Source organism: Sphingobium sp. CFD-2 (assembly GCF_024611135.1).
GTDB classification, from domain to species: Bacteria; Pseudomonadota; Alphaproteobacteria; order Sphingomonadales; family Sphingomonadaceae; genus Sphingobium; species Sphingobium fuliginis.
In genome coordinates this window covers 239,928-256,049 of the sequence record NZ_CP084406.1, presented here as the reverse complement: position 1 = coordinate 256,049, position 16,122 = coordinate 239,928, and the positions used below count along the sequence as shown (strand labels likewise).

At 67.2% G+C, this 16,122-nt stretch carries 12 protein-coding genes; 5 read left to right on the top strand and 7 right to left on the bottom strand.

The window, feature by feature from the left end; genetic code table 11:
• Nucleotides 1-106: 106 nt before the first annotated feature.
• Complete coding sequence (gene glf, locus LDB29_RS21425) at nucleotides 107-2,353, bottom strand: UDP-galactopyranose mutase (RefSeq protein WP_257557706.1); 2,247 nt, start codon at nucleotides 2,351-2,353, stop codon at nucleotides 107-109.
• 292 nt (nucleotides 2,354-2,645) lie between these two features.
• On the opposite strand from glf, the gene LDB29_RS21420 reads away from it, so the two are divergent.
• The gene (locus tag LDB29_RS21420; protein ID WP_257557705.1) at nucleotides 2,646-4,865 is read left to right on the top strand and encodes an NAD(P)-dependent oxidoreductase; all 2,220 of its coding nucleotides are present in this window, start codon (nucleotides 2,646-2,648) and stop codon (nucleotides 4,863-4,865) included.
• Nucleotides 4,866-5,098: 233 nt separating this feature from the next.
• The gene (locus tag LDB29_RS21415; protein ID WP_025550482.1) at nucleotides 5,099-6,166 is read left to right on the top strand and encodes a cellulase family glycosylhydrolase; all 1,068 of its coding nucleotides are present in this window, start codon (nucleotides 5,099-5,101) and stop codon (nucleotides 6,164-6,166) included.
• A 140-nt stretch (nucleotides 6,167-6,306) separates the two neighbouring features.
• Here the strand turns inward: LDB29_RS21415 and LDB29_RS21410 are convergent, their stop codons facing one another.
• Nucleotides 6,307-6,519 (bottom strand): hypothetical protein, encoded by a 213-nt coding sequence (locus tag LDB29_RS21410; RefSeq protein ID WP_025550480.1) that lies wholly within the window; start codon nucleotides 6,517-6,519, stop codon nucleotides 6,307-6,309.
• A gap of 315 nt (nucleotides 6,520-6,834) precedes the next feature.
• On the opposite strand from LDB29_RS21410, the gene LDB29_RS21405 reads away from it, so the two are divergent.
• Both LDB29_RS21405 and LDB29_RS21400 read left to right on the top strand, forming a co-directional pair.
• On the top strand, nucleotides 6,835-8,055 hold the full coding sequence (locus tag LDB29_RS21405; RefSeq protein WP_257557704.1) for a molybdopterin-dependent oxidoreductase: 1,221 nt from the start codon (nucleotides 6,835-6,837) through the stop codon (nucleotides 8,053-8,055).
• Entirely contained in the window at nucleotides 8,052-8,366 is a 315-nt protein-coding gene (locus LDB29_RS21400) for a hypothetical protein (protein ID WP_007684475.1), read from the top strand. Before LDB29_RS21405 ends, LDB29_RS21400 begins: the two co-directional genes overlap by 4 nt.
• 78 nt (nucleotides 8,367-8,444) lie before the next feature.
• Here LDB29_RS21400 and LDB29_RS21395 read toward each other — a convergent pair whose 3' ends face one another.
• From LDB29_RS21395 to LDB29_RS21375, 5 genes are all read right to left on the bottom strand, one after another.
• The gene (locus LDB29_RS21395) at nucleotides 8,445-9,443 is read right to left on the bottom strand and encodes a ParB/RepB/Spo0J family partition protein (protein ID WP_025550476.1); all 999 of its coding nucleotides are present in this window, start codon (nucleotides 9,441-9,443) and stop codon (nucleotides 8,445-8,447) included.
• Between the two features lie 94 nt (nucleotides 9,444-9,537).
• Nucleotides 9,538-10,755: an autotransporter domain-containing protein gene (locus tag LDB29_RS21390; RefSeq protein WP_257557700.1), complete on the bottom strand. Its 1,218-nt coding sequence runs from the start codon at nucleotides 10,753-10,755 to the stop codon at nucleotides 9,538-9,540.
• A 191-nt stretch (nucleotides 10,756-10,946) separates the two neighbouring features.
• Nucleotides 10,947-12,437, bottom strand: a complete 1,491-nt coding sequence (locus LDB29_RS21385; protein WP_257557698.1) for a hypothetical protein — start codon at nucleotides 12,435-12,437, stop codon at nucleotides 10,947-10,949.
• Between the two features lie 582 nt (nucleotides 12,438-13,019).
• A complete protein-coding gene (locus LDB29_RS21380; RefSeq protein WP_025550470.1) occupies nucleotides 13,020-13,580 on the bottom strand; it encodes a 2OG-Fe(II) oxygenase in 561 nt (186 codons plus the stop codon).
• Between the two features lie 48 nt (nucleotides 13,581-13,628).
• On the bottom strand, nucleotides 13,629-15,323 hold the full coding sequence (locus tag LDB29_RS21375; protein WP_257557696.1) for a ShlB/FhaC/HecB family hemolysin secretion/activation protein: 1,695 nt from the start codon (nucleotides 15,321-15,323) through the stop codon (nucleotides 13,629-13,631).
• A 450-nt stretch (nucleotides 15,324-15,773) separates the two neighbouring features.
• On the opposite strand from LDB29_RS21375, the gene LDB29_RS21370 reads away from it, so the two are divergent.
• The gene (locus LDB29_RS21370) at nucleotides 15,774-16,049 is read left to right on the top strand and encodes an HU family DNA-binding protein (RefSeq protein WP_007684484.1); all 276 of its coding nucleotides are present in this window, start codon (nucleotides 15,774-15,776) and stop codon (nucleotides 16,047-16,049) included.
• Nucleotides 16,050-16,122 lie beyond the last annotated feature (73 nt).

The following is a 16,122-nucleotide window of genomic DNA, read 5'->3' as shown; positions in this document are numbered from 1 at the left end:
ATCATCGGCCGACTTGGAGAGGGCGATAGAAAAAAGACCTGAAGCGGCCGATCCGATATAGTCGGGTCGGCCGCTTCAGGGTCGGTCCTGTCCAGCCTGTGGCGGGTCAGCCCGCCGAAGGGCGGGGCTGCGCGGCGGCGGCGAGGTGGGCGGGCACGGTGCGGATGGCGGGGGCCCTGGTCATCCGGCGGTAGGTCGCCAGCGCCTGTCCCACCACCTGGTCCATGTTGTAATAGCGGTAGGTGGCGAGCCGCCCGACGAAGGTGACGTCGGTCTGCACCATCGCCAGCGCTTCATAGCGTTTGAAGAGCTGCTGGTTTTCCGGCCGGGGGATGGGGTAATAGGGGTCGCCGTCCGCCGCGGGGAATTCGTAGGTGATGCTGGTCCCCGGCACCTGCTGCCCGGTCAGATGCTTATATTCGGTGATCCGCGTGTGCGGCACGTCGGGGGACGGATAGTTCACCACCGCCACCGGCTGGAACCGGTCGACGTCCAGGCTGACATGCTGGAACCGGAGCGAGCGGTAAGGCAGCTTGCCATGGCGATAGCCGAAATATTCGTCGATCGGGCCGGTGAACACCAGATGATCGTGCGGATAGGCGTCGCGCGCCTCGCAATAGTCGACGCCCAGCAATATGTCGATATTGGGATGGTCCAGCATCCGTTCGAACATGCGCGTATAGCCTTCGAGCGGCATCGCCTGGAACCTGTCGGTGAAATAGCGATCGTCCTTATTGGTGCGCGTCGGCACGCGCGAAGTCACCGCCTTGTCCAGTTCCGACGGGTCGAGACCCCATTGCTTGCGCGTATAGCCCTGGAAGAACTTCTGGTAGAGTTCCCGTCCCACGGCGGAGATCACCACATCCTCCGACGTGCGGACGACCGACACCGGCTCCGCCTGCGCGGCGAGGAAGGCGGCGGCCTCCTCCTCCGTCCCCAGGTCCAGGCCGTAGAGCATGTTGAGCGTGGTCCGGTTGATCGGCATCGGCACCAGCAGGTCGTCCACCGCCGCCAGCACGCGATGTTCATAGGGCCGCCATTGGGTGAAGCGGGAGAGATAGTCGAATATCTCCTGCGAATTGGTGTGGAAGATGTGCGGCCCGTAGCGGTGGATGAGGACCCCGGCATCGTCCAGCTCGTCATAGGCATTGCCGCCGACATGCGGCCGGCGGTCGACCAGCAGCACCTTCCTGCCGCCGTCCGCGGCCAGCCGTTCGGCCATGACGGCGCCCGCGAAGCCCGCGCCGACGACCATCACGTCATAACGCCGCGGCGGGCCGTCCTTCCAACTGGTGGGCGACACGATGGGATGGGCATGGGCGCCGCGCGATATCGCTTCCCTGATGAGGCGGCTCATCTGCTGGAAACTCTTGTCCCAGGACATGCCGGCCAGCACCTTGTCCGCCTCCGCCAGCCAGTCGCCGCCCGAGCGGGACAGGGCCAGCGCCGCGTCGCAGGCGCGGATGAAGGCTTCGCCGCGCTCCGCGATGCGCACCGCGCCGATCCCACCATAATGGCGGATGACGTCGGCGATCGGCGTCGACACGACCGGCTTTCCCGCCGCCAGATATTCGGGCGTCTTGGTCGGGCTGATGAAGCGGGTCGCGTCGTTGATGGCGAAGGGCATCAGGGCCACGTCCCAGCCCGCGACGCAGCCGGGCAGATCGTCATAGGAGCGGCCGCCCAGGAAATGGAGATTGGGCCGTCGCGGCAGGTCCGCCTCGCCGATCTTCACGACCGGGCCGACAATTTCCAGATCCCAGCCGGGGCGCGCATCGGCCAGCGCCGCCAGCAGGCCGACATCCATCCTTTCATCGACGACGCCGTAGAAGCCGAGGCGCGGGCGGGCGTCCTGCGCAGGTTGCGTTCGGGCAGAGCGGGCCTGGGCGAAATGCGCCGCGTCGACGCTGGAGGGAAAGGGATAGACATGGCCATGCCTGTCCTTCTTCGCTTCATAGAGGCTGTAGCCGCCGGTGAACACCAGGTCGGCCTGGGAGAGCAGGCGCTGTTCCAGCGGCAGCAGTTCGGGCGGGGCGCCCCTGAAATTGGCCAGCTCGTCCATGCAGTCGTAGACGATGCAGTCGGCCATGACATGCTCCGAAAAGGGCAGCATCATGGGGGTGTAGTACCAGCGGACGAACGGGCCGGATTCGCCCGCCAGGAACAGGTCGAGCAGGCTCTTCAAATTCTCCCCATCCTGTTCGCGCGCGCCGTCGGCGGGCAGTTGCGGCGTGATGACGGTGACGCCGCTGGCGGCGCAGACGTCGATATGCAGGTCGGGCTCCGCCAGCTTTTCGACAAGGCAGGGTTCTTCCCAGAAGAGGACGCGGGACTGGGCGGCGAAGCGACTCATCAGGTGCTGGGGACGTTGAAAGACGAATTTCCACCGCAAATGACTGAAGCAGAGGATGGTATGCGTGCCGTTCGACGGAATTGATCCAGATTCATGCCAAGGGGAAGACTGGGGCTGGACCATTATATGCAACCTTTCTGCGGGATGAACATTGGTCAAACCGCGGCGGAGAACGATCCGTTCCTTCTTCTCCACTGATCCAGGTTGCTGGCATGTCGCAATTACCCTGCTTTCACTTGATCGAAGTTCAACGAGCCAAATAATCGCGCCCATCATTGCAACGGAGACCGGAATGACCATGCAGCCGCAGCTATGGGGTGGTCTGGAATGCACCGTGAACCGCGTCCACGACAGTTACCGCGACCAGATCCGCGCGACCGGGCATCAGGATCGGGCGGAAGACCTGGACCGGCTGGCGACGCTGGGCATCCGGGCGATCCGCTATCCCGTCCTGTGGGAGAGGGTCAGCCCGCGCGATCCGGACGAGCGCGACTGGCAATGGACCGACGAACGGTTGAAGCGGCTGCGCGACCTTGACATCCGCGTCATCGCCGGGCTGGTCCATCATGGCAGCGGCCCGGCCCATACCGGCCTGCTGGACGAGGGGTTCGCCGCCGGGCTGGCGCGTCATGCCGGGGCGGCGGCGGAGCGCTATCCGTGGATCGCCGACTGGACGCCGGTCAACGAGCCGCTGACCACCGCCCGCTTTTCCGCCTTGTACGGCCATTGGTATCCGCATCACCGGTCCGAACCATCCTTCTGGCTGGCGCTGTTGAACCAGACCGACGCCATTCGCCTGTCGATGCGGGCCATCCGCCGCGTCAGTCCCGGCGCGCGGCTGATCCAGACCGACGATCTGGGCCGCACCTATGCCACCGCCTCCCTTCGGGAACAGGCGGGGTTCGACAATCTGCGCCGCTGGGCGAGCTGGGACCTGCTCTGCGGCATGATGACGCGCGAGCATCCGCTGTGGGATCGCCTTTCGGGCTTCGGCTTCGCGGACCGGCTGCGCGCCATTGCCGACGATCCCTGTCCGCCCGACGTCATCGGCATCAACCATTATCTGACGAGCGACCGCTTCCTCGACCACCGGCTTCACCGCTATCCCGCGCACAGCCATGGCGGCAGCGACACGCAGCTTTATGCCGATGTGGAAGCCATCCGCGTGCTGGAGCCGCCGCCCCAGGGGCTGGAGGGTGCGCTGCGCGAGGCATGGGCGCGCTATGGGCGGCCGCTGGCCGTCACCGAGGTCCATAATGGCTGCACGCGGGAGGAGCAGTTGCGCTGGATCGCGCAGGCCTGGGACGTCGCGAGCCGATTGTGCGCCGAGGGGATAAAGGTCGAGGCCGTCACCCTCTGGTCGCTGCTGGGCAGTTCGGGGTGGAACAGCCTGCTGACGCAGCCGGGTCATTATGAGCCGGGGCTGTGGGACGTCAGCAGCGGAACGCCGCGCGCCACGGCGCTGCTGCCTCTGGCGCGGGCGCTGGCGCGCGGGGGCGAGCGCCCGATGCTGGCGGAGGGCGCCGGCTGGTGGCAGCGCCCCGTGCGGATCGCCCATCCCGGCGTGGCGCGCCCCGCATCGATGAAGGCGCATCTGGCCGGGCGTTTGCATCCCTCTCCGGCCCGTCTCTCTCCGACACGGCCGCTGCTGATATGCGGCGCGACGGGGACGCTGGGGCGGGCGATGGCGCGGGCCTGCGCGTTGCGGAACATTCCCTTCGTCCTCACGTCGCGGGGGGAACTGGACCTGTCGGCGCCGGGGACGATCGCCGCCGCGCTCGACCGCATCACGCCATGGGCGGTCGTCAACGCCGCCGGCTGGGTCCGGGTGGACGAGGCGGAAACGGCACGCGACGCCTGCCTGAACGCCAATGCGCGGGGGGCCGTGGCGCTGGCGAAGGCATGCGGGGATCGCGGCATCGCGTCGCTTTCCTTCTCCAGCGATCTCGTCTTCGATGGGGAGAAGGGCGCGCCCTATGTGGAGGACGACCCGGCTGCGCCGCGCAATTGCTATGGCCTCAGCAAGGCGGAGATGGAGGAAGGGATCGCCGCGCTTGTCCCCCCTCACCTGCCCAATCGCCACCTGATCATCCGCACCGCCGCCTTCTTCTCGCCCCATGACGATCATAATTTCGCGGTCGCCGTGGTGCGGGCGCTGAGCCGGGGGGAGACCATATTGGCGGCGGAGGACCTGATCGTGACGCCCACCTATGTGCCGCATCTGGTCGCGACGTCGCTGGACCTGCTGATCGACGGCGAGGCCGGGCCATGGCACCTGACCAATGGCGAGGCGCTGTCCTGGGCCGATTTCGCCCGCCGGATCGCGATGCGCTGCGGCGGCGACCCCTCGCGCATCCGGGGCGTTCCCCACCGGACGCTCGGCTGGGTGGCGGAGCGGCCCGCCAATACGGCGCTGGCGAGCCGTCGAGGGGCGCCGCTGCATTCGCTCGCCACGGCGATCGATCATTTCGCGGCGCATCTGCCGGGGGAGATGGTCCGGGAAGCGGCGTGAGACCGCATCCCGTCCCATGCGGTTGGTCGTTTCGGACCTGTATTATTTCGATTTCATAATCAAAGGGCGCTTTTCCATACTATAACGATAATGTAACGAAGACGGGTTGGGACAATCTTCGAAAAGATCGAAATTTCCTCTTACACAGACCATATTAATCTTCTTGTCCTATAGATGACCGATGTTAATGGCCGCCTTCAGGGTGACAGTAGAAGCGGGTCTTGAGCGGGTATATGGGCAATCGTTGGACGCCGGAAGCGGCGCATCGCTGGTTCGAACGGCAACCGTGGCTGGTGGGGTGCAATTTCACGCCCTCCAACGCCATCAACCAACTGGAAATGTGGCAGGCGGGCAGCTTCGACCTTGCCACCATCGACCGCGAGCTGGAGCTGGCGGCTTCGGTGGGGATGAACAGCGTCAGGGTCTATCTGCACGACCTGTTGTGGCTGGACGACGCGGCAGCCTTTCTGGACCGCATCGACGCCTTCCTTACGGTCGCGGATCGGCATGGCATCCGCGTCATGCTGGTGCTGTTCGATTCCTGCTGGCATCCCGAACCGGCGCTGGGGCCCCAGCCCCCGCCGCGCGAGGGGGTTCACAACAGCGGCTGGGTCCAGTCGCCGGGCGTCGCCGTGCTCCGGAATCCGGCCGAGCATGCGCGGCTGGAGGATTATGTGCGGGGCGTGGTCGGCCGCTTCGGACAGGATGAGCGCGTGCTGGCCTGGGACATCTGGAACGAGCCCGACAATGGGCCGGAGGTCGCGCTGTGCGATCCGGCGGCGCTCAGGGCGAAGGCCGATCTGGTCGTGCCGCTGCTGGTCGCGGCGTTCGGCTGGGCGCGGGAAATGCAGCCGATGCAGCCGCTGACCAGCGGCATCTGGCTGGGCGACTGGTCGGCGCCCGACCTGCTCAGTCCGATCCAGCAGGCGCAGACATCGCATTCCGACGTCATCTCCTTCCACAATTACGGCATTGCGGAGGATTTCGCGCAGCGCGTCAAATGGCTGAAGACCATGGGGCGTCCGCTGCTCTGCACCGAATATATGGCGCGCCCGGCGGGCAGCACCTTCCAGGCGATCCTGCCGATCGCGAAGGAGGAGCAGGTCGGCACCTTCTGCTGGGGCCTGGTGAAGGGGAAGACGCAGACCCATCTGCCGTGGGACAAGTGGGAAAACCCCAATCTGGAGGGGCTGAAGGAAAAATGGTTCCACGATATTTTCGATGCGGACGGCACGCCGCATGACGAAAGCGAGGTGGCCTTCCTGCGGCTCATCAACCGGCTGGACGAAGTGACCGCCTGAAGGGGCTCTCTTCCTGCGGGCGACGGCTCGGGAGAGGCGGCATCGAGAGACGAGAGCGTTTTCCGGGCAGGCAGAATCATCTGCTGGCCCGGAAAACGCGGTAGAACAAAGGCCGGGGGCGGCCGATGATTCTGGCTGCTCTATATGGGGTTGCGATCCACCTTGCGGAGCGCGTCCAGTATCTCGTCAATGGGGATCGGCCGATCGTGCCGCGGCGGGCGCCTGACGGCGGGATTGCCCTCCACGGCATTGGCGTCCGAAGCCCAGGATGCGAGGATCGCGCGCTTCACTTCAGGTTCCAACTGGGGATGATGGGCCACTTCGAAGGGGCCTTGAAAATGGGAGAGGGACATGGGCTTGCCTCCTTTCTTCCAATCCTCTCTTCCTTCCGGCGGCGACCGCCACGCGCCAAATTAGGGACAGGGCGGAGGCTGTTCAAGATGGTTTTGCGGGGCGGGGCTTCGCTAATGATGATCGTGCTTCCATCCTGCCGAGGCAGCTCCGCACCTCCCGGATTGACTGGCCCGCCGCCGCATCCTACCCACAGCGGATCGGCGTTGCCCGACCCTGGGGCGTCGGGGCGGCGAGAGAAACGAAGCCAGACCGCGCACCGGATCACCGGCCGCATTCCGATCATCAGAGTGCAGGAAGGTGCAGGCAGGACAGCCATGGCGGACGGACGGACCATGAACGGGGTGGATCGGCGCGGCCTTATCGCCGCCATGGCGGGGGCGATGTTGCCGGTGCCCGGCTGGGCGCGGGCCGGTGACGGCCACGCCGCCCTGCCCTTCGGCAATGGCAAGCGGCCCTTGGTCCGCTATCCGCAGAAGCGGGCGCTCATCGGCCTTACCGCGCGGCCGCCGCAACTGGAGACGCCGTTGGCGCTGTTCGACGGGCCGGTCACGCCCAATGATGCCTTCTTCGTGCGCTATCATCTTTCGGATTTGCCGCTCGACATCGATGCGCGGCGGTTCCGGCTGGCGCTGGGCGGTCATGTCGAGCGGCCGCTGTCCCTTTCGCTCGCGGAATTGAAGCGCGACTTTCCCGTGCAGGAGATCGTCGCGGTCAACCAATGTTCCGGCAATGGGCGCGGCTTTTTCGAACCGCGCGTCGGGGGCGGGCAGCTGGGCAATGGCGCGATGGGCAATGCCCGCTGGCGCGGCGTTCCGCTTCGCGCGCTGCTCGACCGCGCGGGGGTGCGCGCGGGGGCGCGGCAGGTTGCGTTCAACGGGCTCGACAATCCGCAGGCCGACGGCATCCCGGACTTCATCAAGGCGCTGGACGTCGACCATGCCCGCGACGGCGAGGTGATGGTGGCCTGGGCGATGAACGGCGCGGACCTGCCCTTTCTCAACGGCTATCCGTTGCGTCTGGTCGTGCCGGGCCATTACGGCACCTATTGGATCAAGCATCTGCATGAGATCAACGTCGTCGACGCGGCCTATGACGGCTATTGGATGAAGACCGCCTATCGCATTCCCGACAATGATTGCGCCTGCGTCGCGCCCGGCGGCAAGCCGGACAGGACGCGGCCCATCGGCCGGCTCAACATCCGGTCCTTCCTCACCAGCCATATGTCCGGGGCGCAGGTGGCCGCGGGCAAGCCGGTGGCGCTGTCCGGCATCGCGTTCGACGGCGGATCGGGAATCGCGCGGGTCGACATCTCCGCCGACGGGGGCGCAAGCTGGCGGCAGGCCGAACTGGGCGAGGATCTGGGCCGCTACAGCTTCCGGTCATGGCGGTCGGCGCAGAGCCTGACGCCCGGCCGCCATCGCATCCTCGTCCGCGCGACGGGCCGGTCGGGAGAGGTCCAGCCGTTCGATCCGCTCTGGCAGCCCGCCGGCTATATGCGCAATGTCGTCGAAGCCGTGGAGGTCGTCGCCCTGTGAAAGCGCTGCTGCCCATCGCCCTTCTCGCCGCGAGCGGCGCGGCTGCCGCGGGCTATCGCCTGCCCGACGAACGACCCATTGTCCTGCCGCCCGGCGACGGCGCGGAACTGACGGCGGCGACCTGTTCCGCCTGCCATTCGCTGGATTATGTCACCACCCAGCCACGCGGCAAGGGCGCGCAATTCTGGCAGGATAGCGTCGGCAAGATGATCAAGGTCTATGGCGCGCCGATCGAGCCTGCCGATGCCGAGCGGATCGCCGCCTATCTGGCTGCCACTTACGGCCGGAAGGAGGCCGCCGGGCCTTCATAGACGCGCCGGCATCAATGGTCGCGGGCTTTTTGCGTATACGCAAAGTCGCCTGTTGAAGCGCTGGAAGCGATTGCGGTCCTATTGCATGACCGGCGCGGCGCGGGCCGCCACGATGGTTTCGCGCAGCCGCGCCAGCAGTTCGTCCAGATCGGCATCCTCCGATATGCTGAGGTCGATGGTCAGGCCGCCGCTTCGACCGGGCCGGGGGCGGCCGATGCGCGCGCCGCCCGCGACGATCGCCATGTCGCGCGCTTCCTCCAAAGGCTGCGGCGTGGCGGCATCGCGCAGCCGGGCCAGCACCGTCGCGGGGGAAAGCATGCGGCCGCCATCCCGCGCGAGCGCCTGTTGCTGTTCCCCGATGGACTGCGCTTCGGCAATCATGCGCGCCCGCTGGTCCGGACGGCGCAGCAGCGGGGTCAGAATTTCGGAATAGCGCACGCGCAATTCATCGGGAGTGGCGAAGGCGTTCACCACCTCCTCCGGCAATTGCGCCAAGGCGAGCAGGCGGCTTAGCTGGCTGTTGGAAAGGGTGAGCGCTTCGGCCATGCGCGATTGCACTCCGCCGTAGAAGCGTTCGACCGCATGCTGATAGCTGCGCGCCCGGTCCAGTTCGCTGATGTCCGCCCGCTCGCGATTTTCGATGTCGGCAAGGCGGAAGGCTTCCTCGTCCGACAGGTCGACGACCAGGGCCGCCAGCCGCATTTCCGGCCGCCCATTATGGTTGAGCCAGTCCACGGCGAAACGGCGGCGGCTGCCGACCAGAAGCTGGTAGGGCCGGTCCGAACCCGGCGGATTGAGGCGCACGAGGACGGGGATGCGGTTGCCGCCTTCGCTGGCGATGGAATCGATCAGCGACCGGCAGCCGTCCGCCGTCAGTCCCGGCTGGTCGCGCGGATTGCCGTCCCAGACCGAACATTCGTCCGGCTGGATCGAAATCGTGCCGCGCGATCCCGGCCCCTTGTCCGCGAAAGGCGCGAGCCGCTGGTCGAGGCGGCTGAGCGCCTGCTGATCGGGCGGGCCCCTGCCGGCGGGTTCGTGGGAAAGGGTCGCCAATATGTCGCGGATGAAGCGGGCCATGGATCACTTCCTTTGCGTGAGCAGGCCCACGCAATAGCGGGATATGCACGATTGTGGCGCGGAATCCGGTTCGTTTCGGAGCAATCCCCTTTGCCTAGAAACGCCGTCCGACCGTCAGCGCCGCCGCGTGGACATGGCGGTCGGAACCGAACTCGCCCGCATAGCCCAGGCGGAAGGTGGTGCGGTTGTTCCAGGTCGCGCTGATCCCGGCATTCACCAAGCCCGCGTCACGCGCCAGCCGGGTGGGACGCAGCGTGAAGATGGGCAAGTCGCGGGTGGCGAAGCGGGCCTCTATTCGGCTGTCGGGGCGGCTGCGCAGTTCGCGCTGCCATTGCGCCTCGACCGAGGGGCGGAGGGTCCAGCCGCCTTGCGTCACATTGGCGGAGATGCGCGCGCCCAACGCGCCGCGAAGCGATCTGGTGCGGAAGGCGGCGACCTCCAGCGCGGCGGGTCCGCCATTTTCGACGAAGCCGCTGACATCGGCATAGCGATGGTGCAGGCCGGCGAAGGGCTGTATCCGGACCGGGCCTGCGCGCAGCATCGCGCCCGCCTCGCCGGATGCGGCCCAGCCGTCGCCGTCCACGGGCGCCACCAGCCGCCCGGTAAAGCCCGCCCAGCCGATTTGGCGCCGCAGCTTATATTCGGAGAGCGTATAGGCCGCCGTCGCGTCGACATAGAAGCGGCCGTCGCTATAGCTGGCATAGGAACCGATCTGGCTGTTGAACTGGCTGATGCGGGGGCGCCGCGCCGGGTCGAGCCGGGCGTCGATGCCGTCGATGCCCAGGGTCGCGCCGACGATGAGGCCGGGCACGGGCTTCACATCGACGGCGAAGCGCAGCGACCGGCTGTCGGATTCCGCTTCGGGGCGGTCGACGCGCGCCTTATAGCTCGCCTGCTTTATCCCTCCGCTCAGCATCACGGTGATGGTGCGGTCGCCGCTGGCCGGAACATCGGCCGGCGCATCGATGGCGATGCTGCGCCGTTCGGCCAGCCAGGAGCGGATTTCCCGGTCGGCGGCGTCCATCGACTGGATCGACAGGCGGGGCAGCAGGGAATAGCTGCGCGGCGAGAGCTGGCCCAGCGCATCGGCACGCGCCGCGGCCGTCGGCAGGGCGTCGATCGATGCGAGCATGGCCGCGCGGTCGCCGCCGGGTGCGCGCGTCGCGGCGTCCAGCATCGTTCCCACCGCGGTTTCGCCCGACGTTGCGGCATAGGGCGCGTAGGGACCGGCCATGGCGGGCTGGGCATTGAGCAGCAGCAGGGCCGCAGCGCCATCGATCAGGCGGCGGATGAAGAAAAGGCGGTTCGGCAAGATGATATTCCCCTTTGGCGAAGATTTTTGCGTGAACGCAAAGCGTGCCGGCCTGCGTTCGGAATCGGTTTGAGGAGGCAGTGCGCCCACTGCCTCCTCGCCCCCGCCCTTCCCCCGGGGGCTATAGGGGGAGAGCATCGTCGGCGTGCGGCCCGCCATGCATGAGGACCATGGCGGGCCGCGCCGCCGCGTCAGTTGCCGCCGCCGAGCAGCCCGCCGAGCAGGCCGGTCACGGGCGCCGTGGCGGAACCCGATCCGGTCGCCGGGGCCAGCGCGCCGTTCAGCAGGCCGGTGACGGGGGCCAGGGCATTGCCGCCGGTCCCCTCCCCTGCTCCCAGCAGGCCGCCGGCCAGGCCGGTCACGGGCGCGAGCGGGGAACCGCTTTCTCCTCCGGGCAGCGTCGGGGCCAGGCTGTTGACGGTGTCGAGCAGGGGCGCGGCGACGCTGTCGACCGTGCTGGTGGCGGCCGCGACCACGGGGGCGACGGCGCTGGTGACCTGAGTGACGGTCGCTTCGGCCTGCGGGCCAAGGAGACCCCCGGCCAGGTTGCCGACCGGTTGCAATCCGGCCTCCACCCCGGCCGCGGTCGTCGGCACGGCGATGTCGACCAGATTGCCCTGCGTCAGGACATCGACCGTCGCCAATTGTCCGGCAGCCGCGCCGCCGTCCGACGGCAGCAGGTTGACCCCGACAAGCGTGCCGGGCGTGGAGGCGCCGGTCAGGACATTGCCGCCGACATTCGCGCCGACAAGCGGTCCGCCCAGCGCGGCGGAAGGATCGCCGCCGACGCCGCCCAGAGCGCCGGTCAGGCCGCCCACCGCATTTTCGATCAGCCCCGTCACGGGGGCGAGGACGCCATTTTCGCCCACCAGCGGACCGGTGACGGGCGAGAGCGCGCCGTTGACCGTGTCGAGCAGCGGCGTGGTGAGCTGGCCGACCGTCGAGGTGACGGCCGCCACCGTGGGGGAGAGACCGTCGGTGAGCTGCGTCACCGCTTCCCCGGCCGGTGCGCCGAGCAGGCCGCCTGCGAGCGTGCCGACCGGCGCCAGCCCCTGCTGCACGCTCTGGGGCGTGGTCGGCAGGGCGAGCTGGGCGACGGTGCCGTCGCCTGTCAGCAGATCGACGGTGGCCACGCTGCCGGTCGCCTGGCTGTCGCCCGGCAGGACGTTGACGCCGATCAGCGATCCGGGACCGGTGGGCCCGACCACCGGCAGATTGCCGATGGAAGCCCCGATGATCGATCCGCCGCTGGTGGGGCTGGTCGGACCGGTGGGTCCGGCAGGACCAGTCGGGCCGCCGGGGCCGGTCGGGCCAGTGGGTCCAGTGGGGCCGCCTGGGCCGGTCGGACCGCCGGGGCCCACGGGACCGGAGGGGCCGGTCGGGCCTGCTGGGCCGGTTGGGCTGGCGGGACCGGCGGAGCCGCCCGGACCCGTGGGGCCGCTGGGACCGGAGGGACCGGAAGGACCGGACGGGCCGGATGGACCCGAGGGGCCGGACGGGTTGGTCGGGCCAGTGGGACTTGTCGGACCTGTCGGGCCGCTGGGACCGGAGGGGGACTGGCCGCCGCCCGCCCCTATGTCGAAGCCCACGCCGTCGGCGCAGGCGCTGAGCAAAAGAAGAGGTATCGCCGTGGCGCACAGCAGATAGTGCCGTCCCGACCGGACCGATCCATAACGTGGCATTGCAAGACTCCCTGTTTTCCTGCGAGCAGATCGCAACGGGAGCAAGTTAGGCCCGGCGGTCCTTATCGCCGCGTCAAGAAGAAACCGGTCTGGTCAGAACGGCCGGCTTTGCCGATATTGGTCCCGGTTCAGCGCGCAAAAGCCTGTTGCCGCCTGCGCAAGGCCGGTCGAAAGATCAGGGAATCCGGATATCTGGCGGCTTTTGGCGGCATCCTTAAGGTCGCTCGTCCGCAAAGCCGGGTTCAGGGCAAGCAAATCGTCCTTCGCGGGATTGCTTCCGATATGGTCCATTTTCCTTCGAAGCGGCGACGGAAGGCATGGGTTGCGGCTGCGGTCGGCGCGTATCCATGCGGACCGCGCCGATCGTGGTTCGATCGCCGGAAGATCAGAGATAGGAGGATCGGACCGTCAGCGGCGGCTTAGAGCCAATCGACATTCAGATGATGACGAGCCGAGCCGAAGGCCACCGAAGGTAAAAGGGTGTTTTTCCGTGACCCGGAGCGCAGCCTACTCAAAATAGGTGAGCACCGGAAGCACGGAAAAGCGTCATTTGCAGGCCGTCAGGGCTGAATGTCGATTGGCTCAGCGCCACCGGGGCCCTTCGATCCAGCTCACCAGGCTGCGGCGGACGCCTCTGGTCACCGGCAGGACGCGATGCTGGAGGAAGGAGGGGAAGATCAGCATGCTGCCGCGTGGCGCGAAATTGACGCCCGGCTGCTGAAGGCCGAAAAATTCGAAGGCGCCGCCCTCATACTCATCGGGGTCGGACAGTTGCACCACCACCGACAGCTTGCGGTCGAAGGGGCGGGAGGATTCCAGCCACACATCCTGATGCCAGTCATATTTGCCCTGAGCCCGCCCATGATATTCGGTATATTGCAGTTCATAGGGGCCGGCGATGTCGATCCCGAAATTGGTGCGGTTGGAAGAATGGACGAACTGCATCAGCCGGTCGACAATGTCCTTGTCGCGATGAACGTCCAGCCAGCTTATGGTGGACGAGCGATATGCATGATCGCTGCGCACCGCCTGCGCGAAGCCGACGGTCGCGCTTTCCGGCTGATAGAGCGCCGCGCGCTTGACGATGGCGTCGCATTCGGCCCCGGTCAGGGCCGAGGGCCATACCTCCCACACATTGTTCATTGTCTTGCCTCCCATTTTCTTGTTTTTGCGTATTCGCAAAAGGACGGATCAAAATGCCCGCCCCACCCCGAAGAAAAACCGCGCCTTGCGGCTGAGGGCCGGGTCGGGCCGCTTGACCGGCACGGCCACTTCCGCGCTGACCCGCCATTTCGCGCCCAGGCCCAGCCGCAGCCCGCCCCCCGCCGATGCAAGGCTGTAGTCCCGCGCCGCGAGGCGGTAGGCAGGCCGCGCCGTGCCATGCGCCAGCGCACCGTCAAGCGCGACGAACAGCGCGCTGGCCTTCAGCACAGGCGACCGGGCGGGCAGCGACCATGAGAGTTCGGCGCTGCCGGCAAGGGCCTGTTCCGCCGTCAGCGTTCCGGTGCGAAAGGCCATGCCCGCGCCCCGGCCACCCAGCGGAAAGCGCTCCGTCACCGGAAGATCGTCTTTCGAATATTGGCCCTTGACCGAAGTCCGGAGGCTGAGCTTGCTGCTGATCCCCTTCACTGCGATGGCCTGAACATTGACCTTGGTGAAGCCGGTTTCGGAAAAGCCGGTGAAGGGCCGGGCGCCCAGCGCGTCGATCCCCTGGCTGACGACCGTGGAAACCGCATAGCCGTTCCTTGCGTCGGCGCGGGACCAGGAAGCCCCCAGGCGCAGCGCCCGCGACCGGTAATCCCCGAAGCGGATGTCGAGGAAATAATTGTCGCTGTCGATGCCGTCGACGGACGCCGTGACCGACAGTTGGGACTTTGTCGACCGCAGCACGGGATAGCTGAGCGTCAGGCCGGCCAATGTCGCCTCACCCGTCGTCCTGCTGTCGCGCGAACGGGTTTCGACATGGGCGGCCTGCGCGGCCAGGGTCAGGCCATTGCTGCCGATGGGCGTGCTGTGGCTGAGCGAATAATATTGGTAGCGGTCGGGATAGAAGGGCAGGTAGCCGGCGATGCGGGTGCTGTCGCCTTCGCGCGCAAGGCCGTTGACCGTGACCGACATCTGCGCCTGCACGCCCTGCACGACATTGCTGACCCCGCTATTGTCGATCGTGAGGCCGATCTGCACCTGCTTGCGCTTGACGATGAGGTCGATCAGGAGATCGCCGGGCGCGCCCGACTGGCGCAGCCGGGCATCGACCGTCTGCCCCGGAATGTCGCGCAGCAGCGCCAATGTCCGTTCCAGACGGCTCTTGCGCAGCGGCGCGTCCCGCATCAGCCGGCGCATATGCGCGGCGATCAGCCCGGCGGGCATGCTGGGCGACATGCCCGCGAGGCGATAATCCCTGACCCGCCCCTCGACCAGACGGACGGTCAGGATGCCGCCGCCAGGCAGCTGGGGCGGAATGGAGACGGAATAGAAGGCGATGTCGCTCTTCGCATAGGTCGCACTGATCGCATGAGCGATGGCCTGGAGCGTTTCACCGGTCAGCGGCCGACCGATAAAGGGGGAAGTGGCGGCATCGAGGCGGGATTTGGGCAGCGTCGTTCCGCTATAGATAAGCCGCGTCAGCAGCGTCTGGGCCGCGGAGGAAGCCGCGGGCGCGACCTGGACCGAGGGCGCCGGGCGCGGCGCGGCGACAGGCGGAGGCGCGATCTGCGGTTCGAGCCGGTCGGTGCGGTCGCGGTCGATGATCGGGGCGGCGCTTTGCTGGCCGTGCGCTGCGTCCTGCGCCGCCGCAGGGACTGCCAGCATCAGCCCGAGGCCCACCGCGACCGCCCGCGCCGCGCGCCTGCACCACCCCATCCCCGCCATGCTCTGCCGCCACATCGTCCCACGCCATTCCGGCCGCAAGGGGCCGCCGTGCAGGAAGGATGGGAGAAAATGACGCGGCCTTCATCTGCAACCGCGACCGGATCGGTTCTATCCGCAAGCTTTTGTAAAAGGGCTGCGTCGGGCCAAAGTCCCGCCCTTGGCGGTCCACCCCCGGCATGGCGCGGGCGGCGCGCGCGACAATTGCGACCATTTTGGCGGAACAGCCGCCCGGAGGGCCCTTTTCACGGGCGAAATGCCTGCTCGTGCGGCGGATCGGAACCCGGGCGGAGGAGTCGCCGCCGGCGGGAAAGGCGGCCCGAAGGCTCCGGTCGGGGGTCATTTTCCGATCCGAAAGCGCCAATAACGCGATTTTACTGCCGATTTTCGCTGTTCGCCGGTCGCAAAGGGGCTAGTTGAGTGCGAAGAGACAGGTTAAGACCATCCGTCCACGAAAGGGAGATCATCATGAACAATACTGAACTCGCCGAAGCACTGGCCGCCGACCATGGCCTGACCAAGGCCGACGCGCGCAAATATGTCGACGGCGTCTTCTCCGCCATCGCCGGTGCCGCCGCGAAGGGCGAGGAAGTTTCGCTGAACGGATTTGGCAAGTTCAAGGTCAAGGACCAGCCCGCTCGCGAAGGCCGCAATCCGTCGACCGGCGCCGTGATCCAGATCGCCGCCTCGAAGAAGCTGACCTTTACCCCGGCCAAGGCCGTGAAGGACCAGCTGAACGGCTGAAGACGATCTTCGGCGGCCGCGCCTGGCCGCCCAAGTCTTCATCGACGCAAGATCGGAAGGATCGGCCCGGACG